The sequence below is a fragment of the Pseudomonas putida genome (assembly GCF_025905425.1).
Classification (GTDB): domain Bacteria; phylum Pseudomonadota; class Gammaproteobacteria; order Pseudomonadales; family Pseudomonadaceae; genus Aquipseudomonas; species Aquipseudomonas putida_AF.
This window is the reverse complement of sequence record NZ_CP109603.1, coordinates 5185288-5201237: the sequence shown is the minus strand read 5'-3', so window position 1 is coordinate 5201237 and position 15950 is coordinate 5185288. Positions and strand designations below refer to the sequence as shown.

The window sequence follows — 15950 nt, the reverse complement described above, 5'->3', positions numbered from 1 at the left end:
TTTGTTGCCTATGAGATCTTGCGCCGATCACGGACCCTTGTAGGAGCGCGGTCGCCAGTCACAGGCTGCGATACGCTATCATTCGGGCATTTTTCAGGGGGAATACTCGGATGCTCAACGGCCTTTGGCTTGGCTTTTTCCTGGTGGCGGCCGTTTCCGCCCTGGCCCAGTGGCTGATCGGTGGCAACGCCGGCATCTTCGCGGCGATGGTCGAGAGCATCTTTGCCATGGCCAAGCTGTCGGTAGAGGTGATGGTCCTGCTGTTCGGCACCCTGACCCTGTGGCTGGGCTTTCTGAAAATCGCCGAAAAGGCCGGTATCGTCGAGTGGCTGGCCAAGGTCCTTGGCCCGCTGTTCGCCAGGCTGATGCCCGAAGTGCCCCCGGGCCACCCTGCCCTGGGCCTGATCACCATGAACTTCGCCGCCAACGGCCTGGGCCTGGATAACGCGGCCACGCCGATCGGCCTGAAGGCCATGCGTGCGCTGCAGGAGCTGAACCCCAGCAGCACGACCGCGAGCAACGCGCAGATCCTCTTCCTGGTGCTCAACGCCTCGTCGCTGACCCTGCTGCCGGTGACCATCTTCATGTACCGCGCCCAGCAAGGCGCGCCCGACCCGACGATGGTGTTCCTGCCGATCCTGCTGGCCACCAGCGTGTCGACCCTGGTGGGCCTGCTGTCGGTGGCGGTCATGCAGCGCCTGCGCCTGTGGGACCCGGTCGTGCTGGCCTACCTGATTCCCGGTGCGTTGCTGTTGGGCTGCTTCATGGCTTTTCTTGGCACCTTGTCGGCCGCTGCACTGGCGAGCCTGTCGTCGATCCTTGGCAACCTCACGCTGTTCGGCGTCATCGTCCTGTTCCTGGTGATTGGTGCGCTGAAACGGGTCAAGGTGTACGAAGCCTTTGTCGAAGGCGCCAAGGAAGGCTTCGATGTGGCGAAAAACCTGCTGCCTTACCTCGTGGCCATGCTGGTGGCGGTGGGTGTGTTGCGCGCCTCGGGCGCCCTGGAGCTGGCGCTGGATGGCATTCGCCATGCGGTCAACTGGATGGGCCTGGACACCCGCTTCGTCGAAGGCCTGCCCACCGCGCTGGTCAAGCCGTTCTCCGGCAGCGCGGCGCGGGCCATGCTGATCGAGACCATGCAGACACACGGTGTGGACAGCTTCCCGGCACTGGTCGCAGCGACCATCCAGGGGAGTACCGAAACCACCTTCTATGTGCTGGCGGTGTACTTCGGTGCGGTGGGCATCCAGCGGGTGCGCCACGCGGTCGGTTGCGCACTGCTGGCTGAATTCTCCGGCGTGGTCGCGGCGATCTTCGTCTGCTACTGGTTCTTCGGCTGAGCCTGCGTGGCCTGGGCGACGGTCCAGGCCACCACCTGCCCTACCAGCTGGTCACTGGCTGCGCCGAAGCCTGCGACCACCGCAGAGACCTGCTTGGCGGCCAGTGGCTGGCGGATTTCGAAGCGTTTGCTGGCGAGGATGCGCTGGCTACGGCCCTGGACCAGACGCGCATCGTAACGAACCACCACCTCCACGGCCCCGTCCGGGCGATATTCACTCTGAAACGCCTGCAGCTCGCCGGCCAGCTCGTAGTCGGCCTGCAGGTTGCTGTCGTCGGCGCTCAGGCGCTGAACCTGGCCGTCACGCTGGAAGCCATCGAGCAGGCGGTTGCGTAACAGCACCGGCGCGGCGTCGCTCCAGCGCGCGCCCTTGTAGCTGCTGATCACGTCGCCTTGGGGAATCACCGCGATTCTTGGGCCCGCCAGCACTTCGCTGGCCAGCGGTTTGTTCAGCCGCAACGACCAGTCCAGCGGCGTGGCAACGCGGCTTGGCTGGTTCACGGGCAGGCGGTAGAGGTCCACGGGTTCGCTTTGCGGCAGAATCGAGCAGGCACTGGCCAGGCTCATCGCGGCCGCCAGGGCCAACAGGCGCAGCGAAGGTTTCATGGCTGGAACTCCTTGTTGTTGTCGCGCCCGAGCAGGTAGCCGCTCGGGTCAGCCTCCAGTTGCCGGGAAATGCCCTTGAGTGCGTTGAGGGTCTCGCGCAGCTCGCGGATTGCGGGGGTTAGCTGGTTCAGGCCCTGGGCACCGTCGCCGATGGCCTCACTGTTGTTCTTGAGCAGCTCGTTGATGGTTGCCGTGCTGTCGGCCAGCGACTGCATGGCCTGCCCGGCATTGCCGATGGCTTGCTTGCCTTCGCTGCCGAGCAGGCCGTTGGCGTTGCGCATCAGTGCCTGGGTTTCGGCCAGGGTAGCGCTGGCCTGTTTGCCAACCTGCACCAGTTGCTCGATGGCCTGGGCAATGCCGCCGTTCTGGCCGGCGAAGGCACTGGTGGTCTTGTCCAAGTTGGCCAGGGTGCTGCTGAGGTGGCCGATGTTGTCGTCAGAGAACATCTGGTTGGCGTTGTGCAGCAGCAGGTTGATGTTGGTCACCAGGTCGCTGCTGTCGTTGAGCAGGCGCGAAATCGGCGAAGGCGAGGCGATGATCACGGGCAACTTGCCGTCCTTGCCCTTGAGCTCCGGGCTGTGTGGCGTGCCGCCGCTGAGTTGGATGAACGAGTTGCCGGTGACCCCGGCCAGGGTCAGCTTGGCTTGGGTGTCTTCCTTGACCGGGGTGTCGCCGCTCAGTCGTACGCGGGCCAGCACGCGGCGTGGGTCCTTAGGGTCCAGGCGCAGGGTCGAAACATCGCCGACCTTGATGCCGTTGTACTGCACCGGGCTGCCCCGGGACAGGCCCGAGACGGCTTCGTTGAACACCACTTCGTAATCCTTGAAGGCATCGTCGACACTGGATTTGGTCAGCCACAGGCCAAACAGCATGGCACCGGCCACCACCAGGACGGTGACCAGGCCGATGAGGACGTGATGTGCTCGGGTTTCCATCGTTCAGCGCTCCTGCCTCGGGCGGGCGGCGGCCTGTTCGGCTGCGCGCCCACGGGGGCCGTGAAAGTATTCTTGAATCCAGGGGTCGTCGGTTTGCTCGACCTCGGCCAAGGGGCCGGCTACCAACACCTTTTTCTGCGACAGCACCGCGATCCGGTCGGTGATGGTGTAGAGGGTGTCGAGGTCGTGGGTAATGAGAAACACCGACAGGCCCAGTGCGTCGCGCAGGGTCAGGATCAACTGGTCGAACGCGGCGGCGCCGATCGGGTCGAGGCCAGCGGTGGGTTCGTCGAGGAACAGGATGTCCGGGTCCAGGGCCAGGGCGCGTGCCAGCGCCGCGCGCTTGATCATGCCGCCGGACAGTGAGGCCGGGTATTTGTCGGCAGCCGAGATGGGCAGCCCGGCCAGGGCCAACTTGACCCCGGCCAGGTGCTCGGCATCGGCGCGGGACAAGCCGGCGTGCTCGATCAGCGGCAAGGCGACGTTTTCGGTGATGGTCAGCGACGAGAACAGCGCGCCCTTCTGGAACAACACGCCGAAGCGCCGCTCGACCAACGAGCGCTGCTCTTCGCGCAGCTCGGCCAGGTCCTGGCCGAATACCTTGATCTGCCCCTCGTTGGGCCGGCGCAGGCCGATGATGCTGCGCAGCAGCACCGATTTGCCGCTACCCGAGCCGCCGACCACGGCAAGGATCTCACCGCGGTACAGGTCCAGGTCGAGGTTTTCATGCACGCTCTGGCTGCCGAAACGGTTACAGATGCCCCGTGCTTCGATCACTGTTTCCCGGCCACTCACCAGCCCATCTCCATGAAGAACAGTGCCGCCACCGCGTCCAGCACGATGACCACGAAAATCGATTGCACCACCGCCGAGGTGGTGTGGGCCCCCACCGATTCTGCGCTACCGCTGACCTTGAAGCCTTCAAGGCAACCGATGGCCGCGATCAGGAAGGCAAAGAAGGGTGCTTTGGCCAGGCCGACGAGAAAGTGCTGCACGCCGATGTCGGTCTGCAGCAGTGACAGGAACATGGCCGGTGAAATGTCCAGCGACAGGGCGCAGACCACCGCGCCGCCGACGATGCCGCAGATCATCGCGAGGAAGGTCAGCAGCGGCAACGAGATCAACAGGGCCAACACCCGCGGCACGACCAGTAGCTCCATGGGGTTGAGGCCCAGGGTACGGATGGCGTCGATTTCTTCGTTGGCCTTCATTGAGCCGATTTGCGCGGTGAAGGCGCTGGCCGTGCGGCCGGCCATAAGGATGGCGGTTAACAGCACGGCGAATTCACGCAGGAACGAGAATGCCACCAAATCGACGGTGAAGATGGTCGCGCCGAAGGCGGCCAGCACCGTCGCGCCCAGAAACGCCACCACCGCGCCCACCAGGAAGGTCAGCAGGGCCACGATGGGCGCGGCGTCCAGGCCGGTCTGTTCGATGTGTGCAACCACTGGCGTGAGCCGCCAGCGGTGGGGTTGGAAGGCCCGGCGCAGCAGGGTTTCCAGAATCAGGCCGACGAAGCCGAGCAATTGCCGGGTGTCCTGCCAGAGGGTACTGACGGCACGGCCGATGCGCTCCAGCAGCAACAGCAGTACCGGGCGCTCTGCCTCCTTGACCGGAATGCAGTAGTCCTGGACCGAGCAATAGACAGTCTTCAGCAGGGCGCGGCTGGCGTCGGGCAGGTTGTCGGTGCACTGCGACAGGCGCTCGGAGCCGAGCAGTTCGGCCAACAGCGAGGCGCCTGCGGTGTCGAGGCGGCCCAGTTGGCTGAGGTCGGCAACGGTGTCGTTGCTGCATTGCGCACGCAGGCGTTCGCTTTCGCGTTTGAGGCTGGCGTAATGGGCCAGGGTCCAGTCACCGGCAATACGCAGGCAGGCCGGCTGGTGGCGGGTGTCCAAGGTGGCGCTGGGGGTGGTCATAGGCTCCATGCAACTGACTCGGCGCTAAGGCTTAGGGGCTGATCATAGCGCAGCGGGCATGGGGCGGTTTGTTGATTATGTGCTCAGTGAACGAATCTGGGGCCGCGAAGCAGCCCCAACAATCACTTCGCCGCAGCGTCGTCGACCACCTTGAACCGCAGCACGCCAATCACCTGCCCGTCTTCGGTCAGCACCCTCACCTGCCACTTGCCCACCGGGTTCGGCGGGAAATTCTGCTTGTGGGTCCAGGCACGGTAGCCTTCCTTGCGCCCACCGTGGATGTCCAGGGCAATGCGGTCGACTTCCGTGCCGTCTTTTTGCCACACGTGATAGATCCGCTCGTTCAGGCCTCGGGGGGCGTTGATCGAGGTGTACGCATACAGCCCGCTGGTCTTGATGCGGCTGGCGGCAATCTGGTCCAGCGATTCACCGGGCTGGCGATTGATCACTTCGGTACTGACGGCCACTTCGGTCAACCACAACGTCGCCGGTGGCACCCAGGATCGCATCAGCCATCCCCCGGCGCCCACCGACAGGGTCACCAGTACCAGGGCCACGCCGCGCCGCCAGGTATTGACTGGGAAGCTGCTGGCCAGGCTCGGGAACGACAGGGCCATGGCGGCGATCAGCGCAAGCTTGAAGCTTTGCGCGGTGGTCAGGTGAAGAATGATCGGCAGCGCTGTGAGCAACGCCGCGAACAAGGTCAGGGTGTGCAGCGCGAGGAACAGCCAGCGCCGTGGGGCCAGCCACTTGTAGTACAGCGGGTCGACGATCGAAATCAGCCCGGCGGCGCCGAGCAGGCCGGTGAACACCAGTTGGCCGCTGTTCCAGGTGGTGGTGATGAAAAAGAACGGCAGGACGAAGAACAGGGTTTCCTGGTGGATCATCTGCGTCGCGTAGCGCAGCAAGGGCTGCGGGATTTCGCGGTTGAAGGTGCGGGCGAACAGGCCGGTAAGGGTGTTTTCCAGCATCAACCAGACCCAGCTGACCAGCATCAGGATAGCCACCCAGCTGGCCAGGCCGGCTTGGCGGTCGACCAGGATGAAGCTGCCGATGCCTGAGAGGAAGCCACCGAGCGCGATGATGCCGGGGTAGCGTTTAAGCAGTTCGATGACGCGCTGGACGAAGCGGGGAATTGGGGGCATGGGTCTACAACAGGAAAGAAAGGGTGGCCGCGCTGGCCTCTTCGCGGGCAAGCCCGCTCCCACACGGTAGACATTGTGGGAGCGGGCTTGCCCGCGAAGAGGCCGGTACTGGCTAAAGGATACCGCCGATTCACCGCTGCCGTGTAGCACCGCTCGGTGGTTGCGGGGTGTGCCGGCGCCAGCGCAGCAGCCCCGCTGCCAGGATCAGCCCCAGCAACAGGGCGAGCAGCCCGTACAGCTCGTCGTAACCCAGCAGCGGTTTCTCGATGCGCAGGTAGCCCTGGTCCTTGAGCAGCTCCTTCAACGCTTGGTTGGCCTGCGCCAGGCTGACCTGGCGCAACTTGCGCACTGGCTTGGCAAAACGGCCGTCGGTGTAGTCGTTCAACGCTCCCCAGTAATAGTCGGCCAAGGCGCTGTTACCTTGGGTGCTCCAGCTTTCCTTGGCGATGGTGGCGTCTTTGATACGGGCGAAGGTGTCCGGGTCGAGGCCTTCCTTACGCAGGTGGTCGAACAACGCCTGCATGACCTTGACCGCTTTGTCGACGTCATCGCGCTCAAGGTCCGCATTGAGGCTGAGCATGCCGCTGTCGCCAAAGCTCTCGCGTTGTACCGATGGCCCGTAGGACAAACCATTGCGCAGGCGAAGCTGGTCGTACAGCGCCCAGTCCAGGTAGCGTGACAGCAGGTCAAGGGTGGGCTGGTGATCGTTGTCCAGCACCGGCTCGATGAACAGCCAGTGCAGCTTGACGCTGTCGCCCAGCCAGCCACGGGTCAGGTCGCGGCGTTGCTCGGCCTGCTGGCTGATGCTTTCGAGGTTGCGCCGTTCTTCCGGTTCGGTCGCGGGCAGCTCGCCAAAGGTGCGTTCCAGATAGGCCGGCAGCAGGCGGTCGAGGCCACCGACCATGATCAGGGTCATGTTGTTGGCCGCGTACCAGCGGTCGCGCAAGGCCTGCACTTGCGCCAAGGTCATGTCGTCGATGTTGGAGCGCTCGGCGCACTTGAGGCCCAGCTCGGTCGCCAGCTGGTCACTGGCCGGGTGGCCGATATCCTGGCGGTCGAGCCAGCGCTGCAGGTGGCCATAATGGCCGCCATCCTCGCGCTCGATGATCCTTTTTGCCGTGGCCAGGGCCTTGGCGTCGATAGGCGTGTCGCGGATCACCGCCAGCAGCAGGTCGAGCACTTTGCGCTGGTTGCGCGCCGGTGCTTCGATCACGAAGGTGGTATCGGCGCTGCTGGTATAAGCGTTCCACTCGCCGCCGAGGGCTTGCAGGCGTTCTTCCAGGCCGCCCTCGCCCGTTTCGTCGATGCCGCTGAACAGCAGGTGTTCGAGCAGGTGCGGCAGCTCCTTCTGCTCGCAGTCGAAGTCATCCAGGCCGACCCCGACCACCAGGCGGATGGCCACGTGGTCACGTTCATAGCCGTTCTTGAGGATGACCTGCAGGCCGTTGGGCAACAGGTACCCTTCAACCCGTGAGCGGTCGAGGGCCAGTGTGGGCAGGCTGCAGATCAGCAGGCAAACGAACATCAGGCAACGCATGGGCGAGCTTGGCTCTCCTGGTGGGCGAAATCATGGCAAGCGGGCTTCGTCCGGCACGCTGTCGAGCATCAGCCCGCCCGTGTCCGAGCCGCCCAGTACCACATAGGCACTGCTGCAGAACAAAGAGTTCAACCGCTTCATGTCGGCAATCAGCTCCAAGTGTAGCGAACTGGTCTCGATACTTTGCACCACCTTGCGTTGCAAGCGGCTGACATGGGCGTGGGCAAGGCGCCTTTCCTGTGCGCGGAAGCGGCGCTTTTCGCGCAGCAGCAGGTGCGCGCTCTCGGGGTCTGCGCTGAGAAATACCGACAGGCCAAGGCGCAGGTTCGCCAGCAGTTGTTCCTGCAGGCCGGTCAATTCGTCCAGGCCGACTTGGGAAAACTCCCGGCGCTGGCTGGTTTTCTGCTGCTGGACCTTGCGCAGCATGCGCTCGACCAGGTCGCCGGCCAGTTTGAGGTTGATCGCCAGTTCGATGATTTCGGCCCAGCGCCGGTTGTCGCGTTCGCTGAGGTCTTCCCGGGTCATTTGCGCCAGGTACAGTTTGATGGCGCTGTACAGGGCCTCGGCGTCCTCGGCCAAGGCGCGGACCTGCTGTGGCAGGGCTGTCTGTGTACCGCGCAGGGCACCGAGCATGGCTTCGAGCAGGCTGTCGACGATATCGCCCAGGCGCAAGGTTTCGCGGGCGGCGTTGGCCAGTGCCAGGCTGGGTGTATCGAGCGCCGAGGCATCGAGGTGGCGCGCGCGAACTTGGCCGTTGCCGTTTTCCCGTTCGGGCAGCAAGGTGTTGCACAGTCGGCCCATGGGTTTGACGGTGGGCAGCATGAGCAGGCAACGCAGGGTGTTGTAGAGCAGGTGGAAACCGATCACCAACTCCTGAGGGCTGAAGCTCAGCGAGTCCATCCATGTTACCAGCGGGTGCAGCACGGGAATGATCAGCAACAGGCCGATCAGCTTGTAGAGCAAGCTGCCCAGGGCGACGCGCCGCCCGGCGGCGTTCTGCATGCTGGTGCTGATGAACGCCAGCAAGCCGCTGCCGATGTTGGCACCCACCACCAGCCCGATGGCCACCGGCAGGCTGATCAGTTCGGCGCCGGCCAGCGTCGCGGTGAGCAGCACGGCCGCGAGGCTTGAATAGGAGATCATCGCAAAGAGTGCGCCGACCAGGGCGTCAAGCAAGATGTCGCCCGTCAGCGAAGCGAACAGGACTTTAACCCCCTGAGCATGGGTGATGGGCGCAGCGGCCTGCACGATCAGTTCCAGGGCCAGGATGATCAGGCCAAGACCAATCCCTACCCGCCCCAGTTGGCCGACCCGGGTCTGCTTGCGGGAAAGGAAGAAGATCACGCCCAGAAAGATCAGCAGCGGCGACAGCCACGACAGGTCGAAGGTCAGCACCCGGGCCATGAGCGCGGTGCCGACATCGGCGCCAAGCATGATCGCCAGGGCTGGGGTCATGGCCATCAGGCCCTGGCCGACGAAGGATGTGACCAGCATGGCAGTCGCGTTGCTGCTCTGCACCATGGCGGTAACCAGAATCCCGGCGATGAACGCCAGGGGGCGTTTGTTCATGTTCTGGCTGATGATGCGGCGCAGGTCGGAACCGAATACCCGCAGGATGCCAGTACGCACGATATGTGTGCCCCAGACCAACAGCGTCACGGCCGAGAGCAGGTTGAGCAGGGTCAGCATGGCGAAGCCCCCTGTTGCCGATGGCCCATGTGGACCAAGAAGTGGAGCGCGGGCGCGTGAGAAATTTCAGTGCCCACTCAAAGCTTTAGTTGTTTTGCGCAGCTGTTGCCAGCTTCGCATGGCTGCCGGCCATTTGAAACAGAGCGGTCATGAATGATTGCCATGCCGCCCAGCAGGCACGAAAAAGGGCCCCGAAGGGCCCTTCTGTAAAACGCGCTTCCTGAGGTTATTGACCCGGAATGTCCTTGCGCAGTTTCACCGGATCATGCTCCTTGCCATCTTTGCGCGACAAGGCGGTGCGCATACGGATGTTGATCGCCTCAACCGCCAGCGAGAACGCCATGGCGAAGTAGACATAGCCTTTTGGCACATGCACATCGAACGATTCGGCGATCAGCACGGTACCGACCACGATCAGGAACGACAGCGCGAGCATCTTCAGCGAAGGGTGCTTGTCGATGAAGTTACTGATGGCACCAGCGCACAGCATCATCACCAGCACGGCGACGACGATGGCGGCGATCATCACTGGCACATGGGACACCATACCCACGGCAGTGATCACCGAGTCCAGGGAGAACACGATGTCGATGATGGCGATCTGGATGATGGTGTAGAAGAACTTGCCGCCCGCGCCTTTGGGCTCGTCCGAGCTTTCGTCTTCGCCTTCCAGGCCGTGGTAGATCTCCTGGGAGCTCTTCCACAACAGGAACAGGCCACCGAAGAACAGGATCAGGTCGCGCCCGGAGATGCCATTGCCGAAGACCACGAACAGGTCGGCAGTCAGGCGCATGACCCAGGTGATCGACAGCAGCAGCAAGATACGCGTGACCATGGCCAGGGCCAGGCCGAAGATCCGGGTACGCGGCTGCATGTGCTTGGGCATGCGGCTGACCAGGATCGAGATCATGATGATGTTGTCGATCCCGAGGACGATCTCAAGCGCGGTGAGGGTAAAAAAGGCAACCCAGATTTCCGGGCTGGTCAGCCATTCCATGTGTATTCCTTCGAACGGTAAAGGCGACGCGCCCCATCAGGGGGCGCGTCGCGGTAGGGTAATACGTGTTTATTAAAGACTACTGAACAGCGGGAAAATCCCCATCAGCAGTGCGGCGAGCATTATGCACAGGCACACCAGAACTGCCCACTTCAAGGTGAAGCGCTGGTGGTCGCCGAATTCGATGCCGGCCAGGGCCACCAGCAGGTAGGTGGAGGGTACCAGGGGGCTGAGCAAGTGTACTGGTTGGCCGACGATCGACGCGCGAGCCATCTCGACTGGGCTGATGCCGTAGTGGCTGGCGGCTTCGGCGAGCACCGGCAGCACGCCGTAGTAGAAGGCGTCGTTGGACATGAAGAAGGTGAACGGCATGCTCACGATCGCGGTGATCACCGCCAGGTACGGGCCCAGGGCCTCGGGGATGACCGCCAGCAGGCTCTTGGACATGGCATCGACCATGCCGGTACCGGACAGGATACCGGTGAAGATACCGGCGGCGAAGATCAGCCCGGTCACTGCCAGAACGCTGCCGGCGTGGGCGGCGATGCGGTCTTTTTGCTGTTGCAGGCACGGGTAGTTGACGATCATGGCGATGCTGAACGCGATCATGAACAGCACGGGCAATGGCAGCACGCCTGCGATCAGGGCAACCATCAGGGCGGCGGTGAGGGCGCCGTTGAAGTACAGCAGTTTGGGCCGGCGCGCATCGGGGTACTGCGAAACGGTAATTTCGCTGTGGTCGATGTCGTCAGTTGGCAGGTGCAGTTCGCCCAGGCGGGCACGTTCGCGCTTGCCGTACAGGTAGGCAATGGCCAGGATCGCCACGACGCCGAACAGCATCGCCGGGATCATCGGCACGAAAATATCCGACGGGTCCACGTGCAGGGCGCTGGCGGCGCGGGCGGTCGGGCCACCCCACGGGGTCATGTTCATCACGCCGCCGGCGAGGATGATCAGGCCGGCCATGATGCGTGGACTCATGCCCAAGCGGCTGTACATCGGCAGCATGGCGGCGCAGCAGATCATGTAGGTGGTGGCGCCGTCTCCGTCGAGCGACACCACCAGTGCCAGCACCGCGGTACCGACCGAGACTTTCAGCGGGTCGCCTTTGACCAGCTTGAGGATCTTGCGCACGGCCGGGTCGAACAGGCCGGAGTCGATCATCAGGGCAAAGTACAGAATGGCGAACATCAACATCACGCCGGTAGGCGCGAGCTTGCTGATGCCTTCGAGCATCATTGGGCCGATCTTGGCGGAGAAACCGCCGAACAGGGCGAACAGGATCGGTACCAGAATCAGCGCGATCAAGGCCGACAGGCGCTTGGTCATGATCAGGTACATGAAGGTGATGACCATGGCAAAGCCGAGGAAGGTCAGCATGGCAATACTCCAGGCGTGGCGCGGCGAAAGGATAGTCGATTCGGGCGGATCAGCGCGTCAGGCGCTGCGCAGGGAGCATGCGGAGGGGGACTACGGGAAGGCGGGCACAGGAATGCATCAGAATCACCATTGTTGTTGTTGATTGGGCCGGGCGCGGAAGGTTCCGGGTGCCCTGGCTGACCGGTCTTGTGCCGGTAGTGGGCGCTATCCTATGAGGGCAAGCTTTCAGCCAGCTTTCGCTGTGACAAAGGCGACGGGAGGTAGGTGATGCAGAATGTGACCGAGGGTGGCTGCCACTGTGGCGCCTTGCGTTATCGGTTGGAGGGTGAACTGACGGATGTCGCCCACTGCCATTGTTCAATCTGTCGGCGGGTCAGTGGCGGCCTGGTGGTGACCTGGCTGACGCTGCCCCGTTCAGGTTTCCAATGGCTGGCGGGCGAGCCTAGCTGCTATGTGGCGCCGGCCAGTTGCAGCCGGTATTTTTGTGGGCATTGTGGGGCGCATGTGGCGCTGGCCACGACGCACAGCCCGCACAGCATCGATGTGACCGTGGCGACGCTGGATCATCCGGAGCGGGTGCGGGCCAACCGGCATATCTGGATCGGTAGCCGGTTGCCCTGGTTGCACCTGGATGAGGATTTGCCTGGGGAGGATGGGGAAAGCCTGTAGGTCATCTGTTTGGCCACATGGCCCAAGCCCGCTCACCTGTGGGAGCGGGCTTGCCCGCGATGAGGCCTGTGCTGTCACGATTACAACTGCAAGCCGCCTGCGGCCTTGTGCAATGCCCGCAAGTGCTCACCCACCTGCTTCACGTTGGTCTCGATCGCGGCAATCTCCTTGGCCCGCGACGGGTCCAGCAGCGCCCTCACCTCTTTGTCCAGGTCGGTGCTCAGGCGCAGCAACTGGGCCTGCCGCTCGCTGCTGACTTTCTCCAGGTGCTTGCGCTCATCGGGTTGTGGCAAGCCGTAGCCCTTGGCATCCAGCAGCTCTGCCGGGCGGCTGAGGAACCCGCTGTTGGCGAGCATCTGCTGCAGCGTCTGGTTGGCCTTATCGATGCTGCCGTCCTTCAGTGCAGCGGCGTTCAGGTAGCGCTGCTTGACCTCGTCCTGGGCCAGCAACAGCTGGCGGCGCAGGCTGGCCTGTTCGAGCAGCAGCAAGGCGGCGCTGGTGCGCAGGTCGGCCTGGGCGAACCAGCCACGGCGCTGCTCGGCATCCAGGGCCAGCCAGTCCTCGACTTTGTCCTGCTTGATCGGCAGCTGCTTTTTCAGCACGTTGAACATGGCCTGGTAGCGGTCGCGGTAGGAGTCGAAGCGGTAACCCAGGCGCAGGGCTTCGCGTGGGTCGTCGAGCACGGTGGTATCGGCAATGCCGCGCCCTTTGAGCACCTCCAGCAGGCCGTTGGGCATGATGCTGTCCAGGTCGTTCAGGCGCGGGTTGGCCGTGCCGCTGCGCAGCAGTTTCAGCGACTCGACCGCGCAATTGTTGGACAGGAAGTAGTAATTGCCGTCGTAGCCCCAGTGCATTTCCGCCGCTTGGCGCACCAGGCTCTCGACCTCCTGGCGGCCGAGCCTGAGGGGGATCGATGCCAGGCTGCGCAGCTCGGTCTTGGTGTATTCGTCAATCACCTGGCCCAACGGCAGCACGAACAGCCGCGACGGATAAGCGCCGACCAGGCCGTCCCAACTGGACAGCTGCACATCGTTGACGAAGGCGCGATACGACAGCACCAGGTGCTGGTCGAGGTCCAGGCGGCAATCCGGGCCGCGAGGCCGCCCAGGCTTGCAGATGACCAGCCGCAGCATGCTGTGGCCCCAGCGGCTGACCCAGTTCTGATTGGCCTCGGCCAGCAGGTAGTCGACCTCATAGACACGTTCGGGGTCGATCTCGCCCAACGGCTGGCGGGCGAAGTCGCTGCCCGCATTGAGGAACGGCAGGCCTTTGGCACAGCTTTGCTGTTCGGGTGCCCAGCCGAAGTGGTCGCGCAGGTATTGGTTCAAGGCTGGGCGCCGGCAGGCATAACTCGGGTCGAGGAGGAAGTACTCCATGTTGACCGCGATGAATTCCTTGGGGCTGCTCAGCTCATAGCTGTCCGGGCTACGTACGAACTGGCCGTTGTGTTGCTCACGTTCGCCACGGCGGCCGACATATTGCTGCCAGCCGGCAAGGTCGAGCAGGCGTGGGTCATCGCTCAAGGTGAAGCGCCGTTCGGCCTGGCCGCGGCACGCTTCTGGCAGGCCGACTTTGCCCACGGTGCCCTGCTGGCGCTTGCAGCGAGTGATCTGCGAGCGTTCGGTGTCGGGCCACAGCCGGGCCCGGTCGTAGAGATGGGTCAGCTCATGCAGGACAGTGGCCAACAGCTCTTCGCGCACCGTGCCATGAGGGCGGTTGGTGCGTTCGCGGGCGGCGCTGCCATCGACCAGCCCCGGTAACAGGCGGCTGTTGAGCTCCAGCTTGGAAACCAGCGATGCCTGGCCGTAAGCGTCGGCGGGCATCCGCGCGCTCCAGCTGACCAGAATACGGCGGTCCAGCTGCTGTTTGAAGCGCGGCGGCAGTTTACCCAACGCTTCGTCGAGCAGTGCCTGGGTGGCTTGACGTTGTTGAGGGTCGAGGCCGGAAGCCTGCAGTACGAGCTGCAGGTCGGCCAGGGCGGGCGTGCCGAGCAGCGTCAGGGCACAACCGAGCAGCCAGGCACGCACCTGGTTCACAGTGCGAGGATGGCTTCGGCCAGTACCTGGTCGCTGGCGCCACGCGCTTCAGGCAGGCGCTCGCGCAGGGTGTTGAACGCTGCTTCGAGCTGGGCGCCACGGATATCACCGTTACTGGCGACGAAGCTGGCGGCATCGTCGTGCGCTTCACGCACGACTTTGGAATCACGGATCGAGGTGGTGGTATCAGACGTGAAGTCGATCGAGCGGCCAAAGGCGCGCACGATGATATTGCTGGTGGCCACCAGAGTCTGTGCCTGGGCCAGGTCGGCCAGCAGCAGCATGCCGAGGGTAGCGGCAATCAGCGGTTTACGCATGGAGCATCTCCGAAAAATACAGGGAGTCAGGTGTAGTCATTGGACGAGAATTGCCTGCGCCAGTTCCAGGTCGCCGACAGCATGCTGTGCGCAGTGGTGGCGCAGCGAATCGAGTGCCGCTTCCAGGCGCGCACCGCGGATCAGGCCATCGCTGGCGACGAATGCCGCAGCATCGTCACGGGCCTGGCTGACCAGCTTGCGGTCGAACGGCGCGGTGGTGACTTGGCTGGTGACATAGCCTGTGATGACCAGGCTTTGCGTGGTGGTGTCCATGGCATGGGCGCTTGCCATGCTCAGGGGGATGCCAACGGCGGCAAACAACAACGGCAAAAGATAACGCATGGGCTTCTAACGGCTGGGTACAGGGCAGTGAAGGCGAGTAAGGCTGTGCTGGCTAACACCCGCACAGCCGCAGGGCTCAGTGCAGATCAGAGCGCCAAGATGGCCTGTGCCAGTTGTGCGTCGCTGGCCTGCAAGGTCGGCATTTGCCCGCGAATGTGCAGGAAGGCGCTTTCCAGCTTGGCGCCACGGATTTCACCTTGGCTGCCGACGAAGCTGGCGGCATCGTCACGGGCGGCCTGGACGATCTTGTCGTCGCGGAACGACGAAGATACGTCGGAGGTGGCGTCAGTGGAGGCGGCAACAGCGCCCACGACTGCGTCGGTGGTAACGACGAAGCTGGTGGCGCTGGCGGTGCCTGCCAGGCTCAGCATCAGAGCGGCGCCAATCAGATGTTTACGGGACATGATCGTGGACTCCTGGGGGGTTCTGCTAATCGGACGCTCGCACTGCGCGCCTCGGTACTTTTTCAACATCCGGTTCTACCAGACTGTTAAGCCAAGCGTATCACGCGCCGGTGTTTCTGGATGTTAATGAACGGTGCGCTTACATACTGTACTGGTATGTTTTTGATTAGTTTGAAACTGTACCTGTTATGCCTTGAGGCGCTCTGGCACGGGGCCTGGAAACAAAAAACCCGTTGCAGTCACCTGCAACGGGTTTGGGAATTCGTGGCGCCGGCCGCAGCCGGCAAGCCGGAGCTTAACGCCAGAAAGGCTTGCTCAGCTCTTCGTAACGCTGCGACTCGCTGATACCGGCGTCGGCCAGCAGGCGGGAGTCCAGGCGAGCCAGTTGGCGGCGGCTGGCCATGCGACGCTGCCACAGCAGCAGGGTGGACAGAGCGCGCAGAGGCATCGAAGCGCTGGATTGCTGGGCGTTGCTTTCAAAAACGAGGCCGGAACTGAGTGTACGTTCCATGATGTTTCATCCTTCCGCTTATGGCGGGATTAGGTAGTGGTTTAACTGATGCCAATGATCCTCCTCTGTTGTCCATAACAGTAGATACAGTTCTGTAGAAGAACGATGGTTCAGTTAACTGTGTAAC

Annotated in this window: 16 protein-coding genes; 2 read left to right on the top strand and 14 right to left on the bottom strand. The window is 63.3% G+C overall.

From position 1 onward, the window contains the following. Positions 1–110 precede the first annotated feature (110 nt). Positions 111–1340 (top strand): spore maturation protein, encoded by a 1230-nt coding sequence (locus tag OGV19_RS23380; protein ID WP_264310842.1) that lies wholly within the window; start codon positions 111–113, stop codon positions 1338–1340. Here the strand turns inward: OGV19_RS23380 and OGV19_RS23375 are convergent. The 9 genes from OGV19_RS23375 to OGV19_RS23335 form a co-directional block, all read right to left on the bottom strand. Beyond that, positions 1322–1945 carry an ABC-type transport auxiliary lipoprotein family protein gene (locus OGV19_RS23375; RefSeq protein WP_264310841.1) on the bottom strand — a complete coding sequence of 208 codons (624 nt, stop codon included), beginning with the start codon at positions 1943–1945 and terminating at the stop codon, positions 1322–1324. The two genes, OGV19_RS23380 and OGV19_RS23375, sit on opposite strands and share 19 nt — an antisense overlap. Further along, entirely contained in the window at positions 1942–2880 is a 939-nt protein-coding gene (locus OGV19_RS23370; protein ID WP_264310840.1) for an MlaD family protein, read from the bottom strand. The genes OGV19_RS23375 and OGV19_RS23370 overlap by 4 nt, the downstream gene beginning before the upstream one ends. A 3-nt stretch (positions 2881–2883) precedes the next feature. Beyond that, positions 2884–3675: an ABC transporter ATP-binding protein gene (locus tag OGV19_RS23365; protein ID WP_264310839.1), complete on the bottom strand. Its 792-nt coding sequence runs from the start codon at positions 3673–3675 to the stop codon at positions 2884–2886. Next, a complete protein-coding gene (locus OGV19_RS23360) occupies positions 3672–4805 on the bottom strand; it encodes an ABC transporter permease (RefSeq protein ID WP_264310838.1) in 1134 nt (377 codons plus the stop codon). The genes OGV19_RS23365 and OGV19_RS23360 overlap by 4 nt, the downstream gene beginning before the upstream one ends. A gap of 113 nt (positions 4806–4918) precedes the next feature. Continuing rightward, positions 4919–5941, bottom strand: a complete 1023-nt coding sequence (locus OGV19_RS23355) for a DUF5924 family protein (protein ID WP_264310837.1) — start codon at positions 5939–5941, stop codon at positions 4919–4921. Positions 5942–6071: 130 nt separating this feature from the next. Continuing rightward, on the bottom strand, positions 6072–7478 hold the full coding sequence (locus OGV19_RS23350) for a M16 family metallopeptidase (RefSeq protein WP_264310836.1): 1407 nt from the start codon (positions 7476–7478) through the stop codon (positions 6072–6074). A gap of 30 nt (positions 7479–7508) precedes the next feature. Further along, complete coding sequence (locus OGV19_RS23345) at positions 7509–9167, bottom strand: Na/Pi cotransporter family protein (protein ID WP_264310835.1); 1659 nt, start codon at positions 9165–9167, stop codon at positions 7509–7511. 226 nt (positions 9168–9393) lie between these two features. Next, positions 9394–10164: a TerC family protein gene (locus OGV19_RS23340; RefSeq protein WP_264310834.1), complete on the bottom strand. Its 771-nt coding sequence runs from the start codon at positions 10162–10164 to the stop codon at positions 9394–9396. Between the two features lie 72 nt (positions 10165–10236). Continuing rightward, positions 10237–11544, bottom strand: a complete 1308-nt coding sequence (locus OGV19_RS23335; protein ID WP_264310833.1) for a CitMHS family transporter — start codon at positions 11542–11544, stop codon at positions 10237–10239. Positions 11545–11811: 267 nt separating this feature from the next. Between OGV19_RS23335 and OGV19_RS23330 the strand changes: the two genes are divergently transcribed. Then, positions 11812–12213: a GFA family protein gene (locus OGV19_RS23330; RefSeq protein ID WP_264310832.1), complete on the top strand. Its 402-nt coding sequence runs from the start codon at positions 11812–11814 to the stop codon at positions 12211–12213. An 80-nt stretch (positions 12214–12293) separates the two neighbouring features. On the opposite strand, the gene OGV19_RS23325 is transcribed toward OGV19_RS23330, so the two are convergent. From OGV19_RS23325 to OGV19_RS23305, 5 genes are all read right to left on the bottom strand, one after another. After that, the gene (locus OGV19_RS23325) at positions 12294–14249 is read right to left on the bottom strand and encodes a DUF7844 domain-containing protein (RefSeq protein WP_264310831.1); all 1956 of its coding nucleotides are present in this window, start codon (positions 14247–14249) and stop codon (positions 12294–12296) included. Then, on the bottom strand, positions 14246–14566 hold the full coding sequence (locus OGV19_RS23320; protein ID WP_027591949.1) for a DUF2388 domain-containing protein: 321 nt from the start codon (positions 14564–14566) through the stop codon (positions 14246–14248). Before OGV19_RS23320 ends, OGV19_RS23325 begins: the two co-directional genes overlap by 4 nt. Positions 14567–14602: 36 nt before the next feature. Beyond that, positions 14603–14908, bottom strand: coding sequence for a DUF2388 domain-containing protein (locus OGV19_RS23315; protein ID WP_264310830.1), 306 nt, complete (start codon positions 14906–14908; stop codon positions 14603–14605). A gap of 86 nt (positions 14909–14994) precedes the next feature. After that, positions 14995–15312 carry a DUF2388 domain-containing protein gene (locus OGV19_RS23310; protein ID WP_264310829.1) on the bottom strand — a complete coding sequence of 106 codons (318 nt, stop codon included), beginning with the start codon at positions 15310–15312 and terminating at the stop codon, positions 14995–14997. A 295-nt stretch (positions 15313–15607) separates the two neighbouring features. Further along, positions 15608–15823 carry a DUF1127 domain-containing protein gene (locus OGV19_RS23305; protein ID WP_186661706.1) on the bottom strand — a complete coding sequence of 72 codons (216 nt, stop codon included), beginning with the start codon at positions 15821–15823 and terminating at the stop codon, positions 15608–15610. Between the last annotated feature and the right edge of the window lie 127 nt (positions 15824–15950).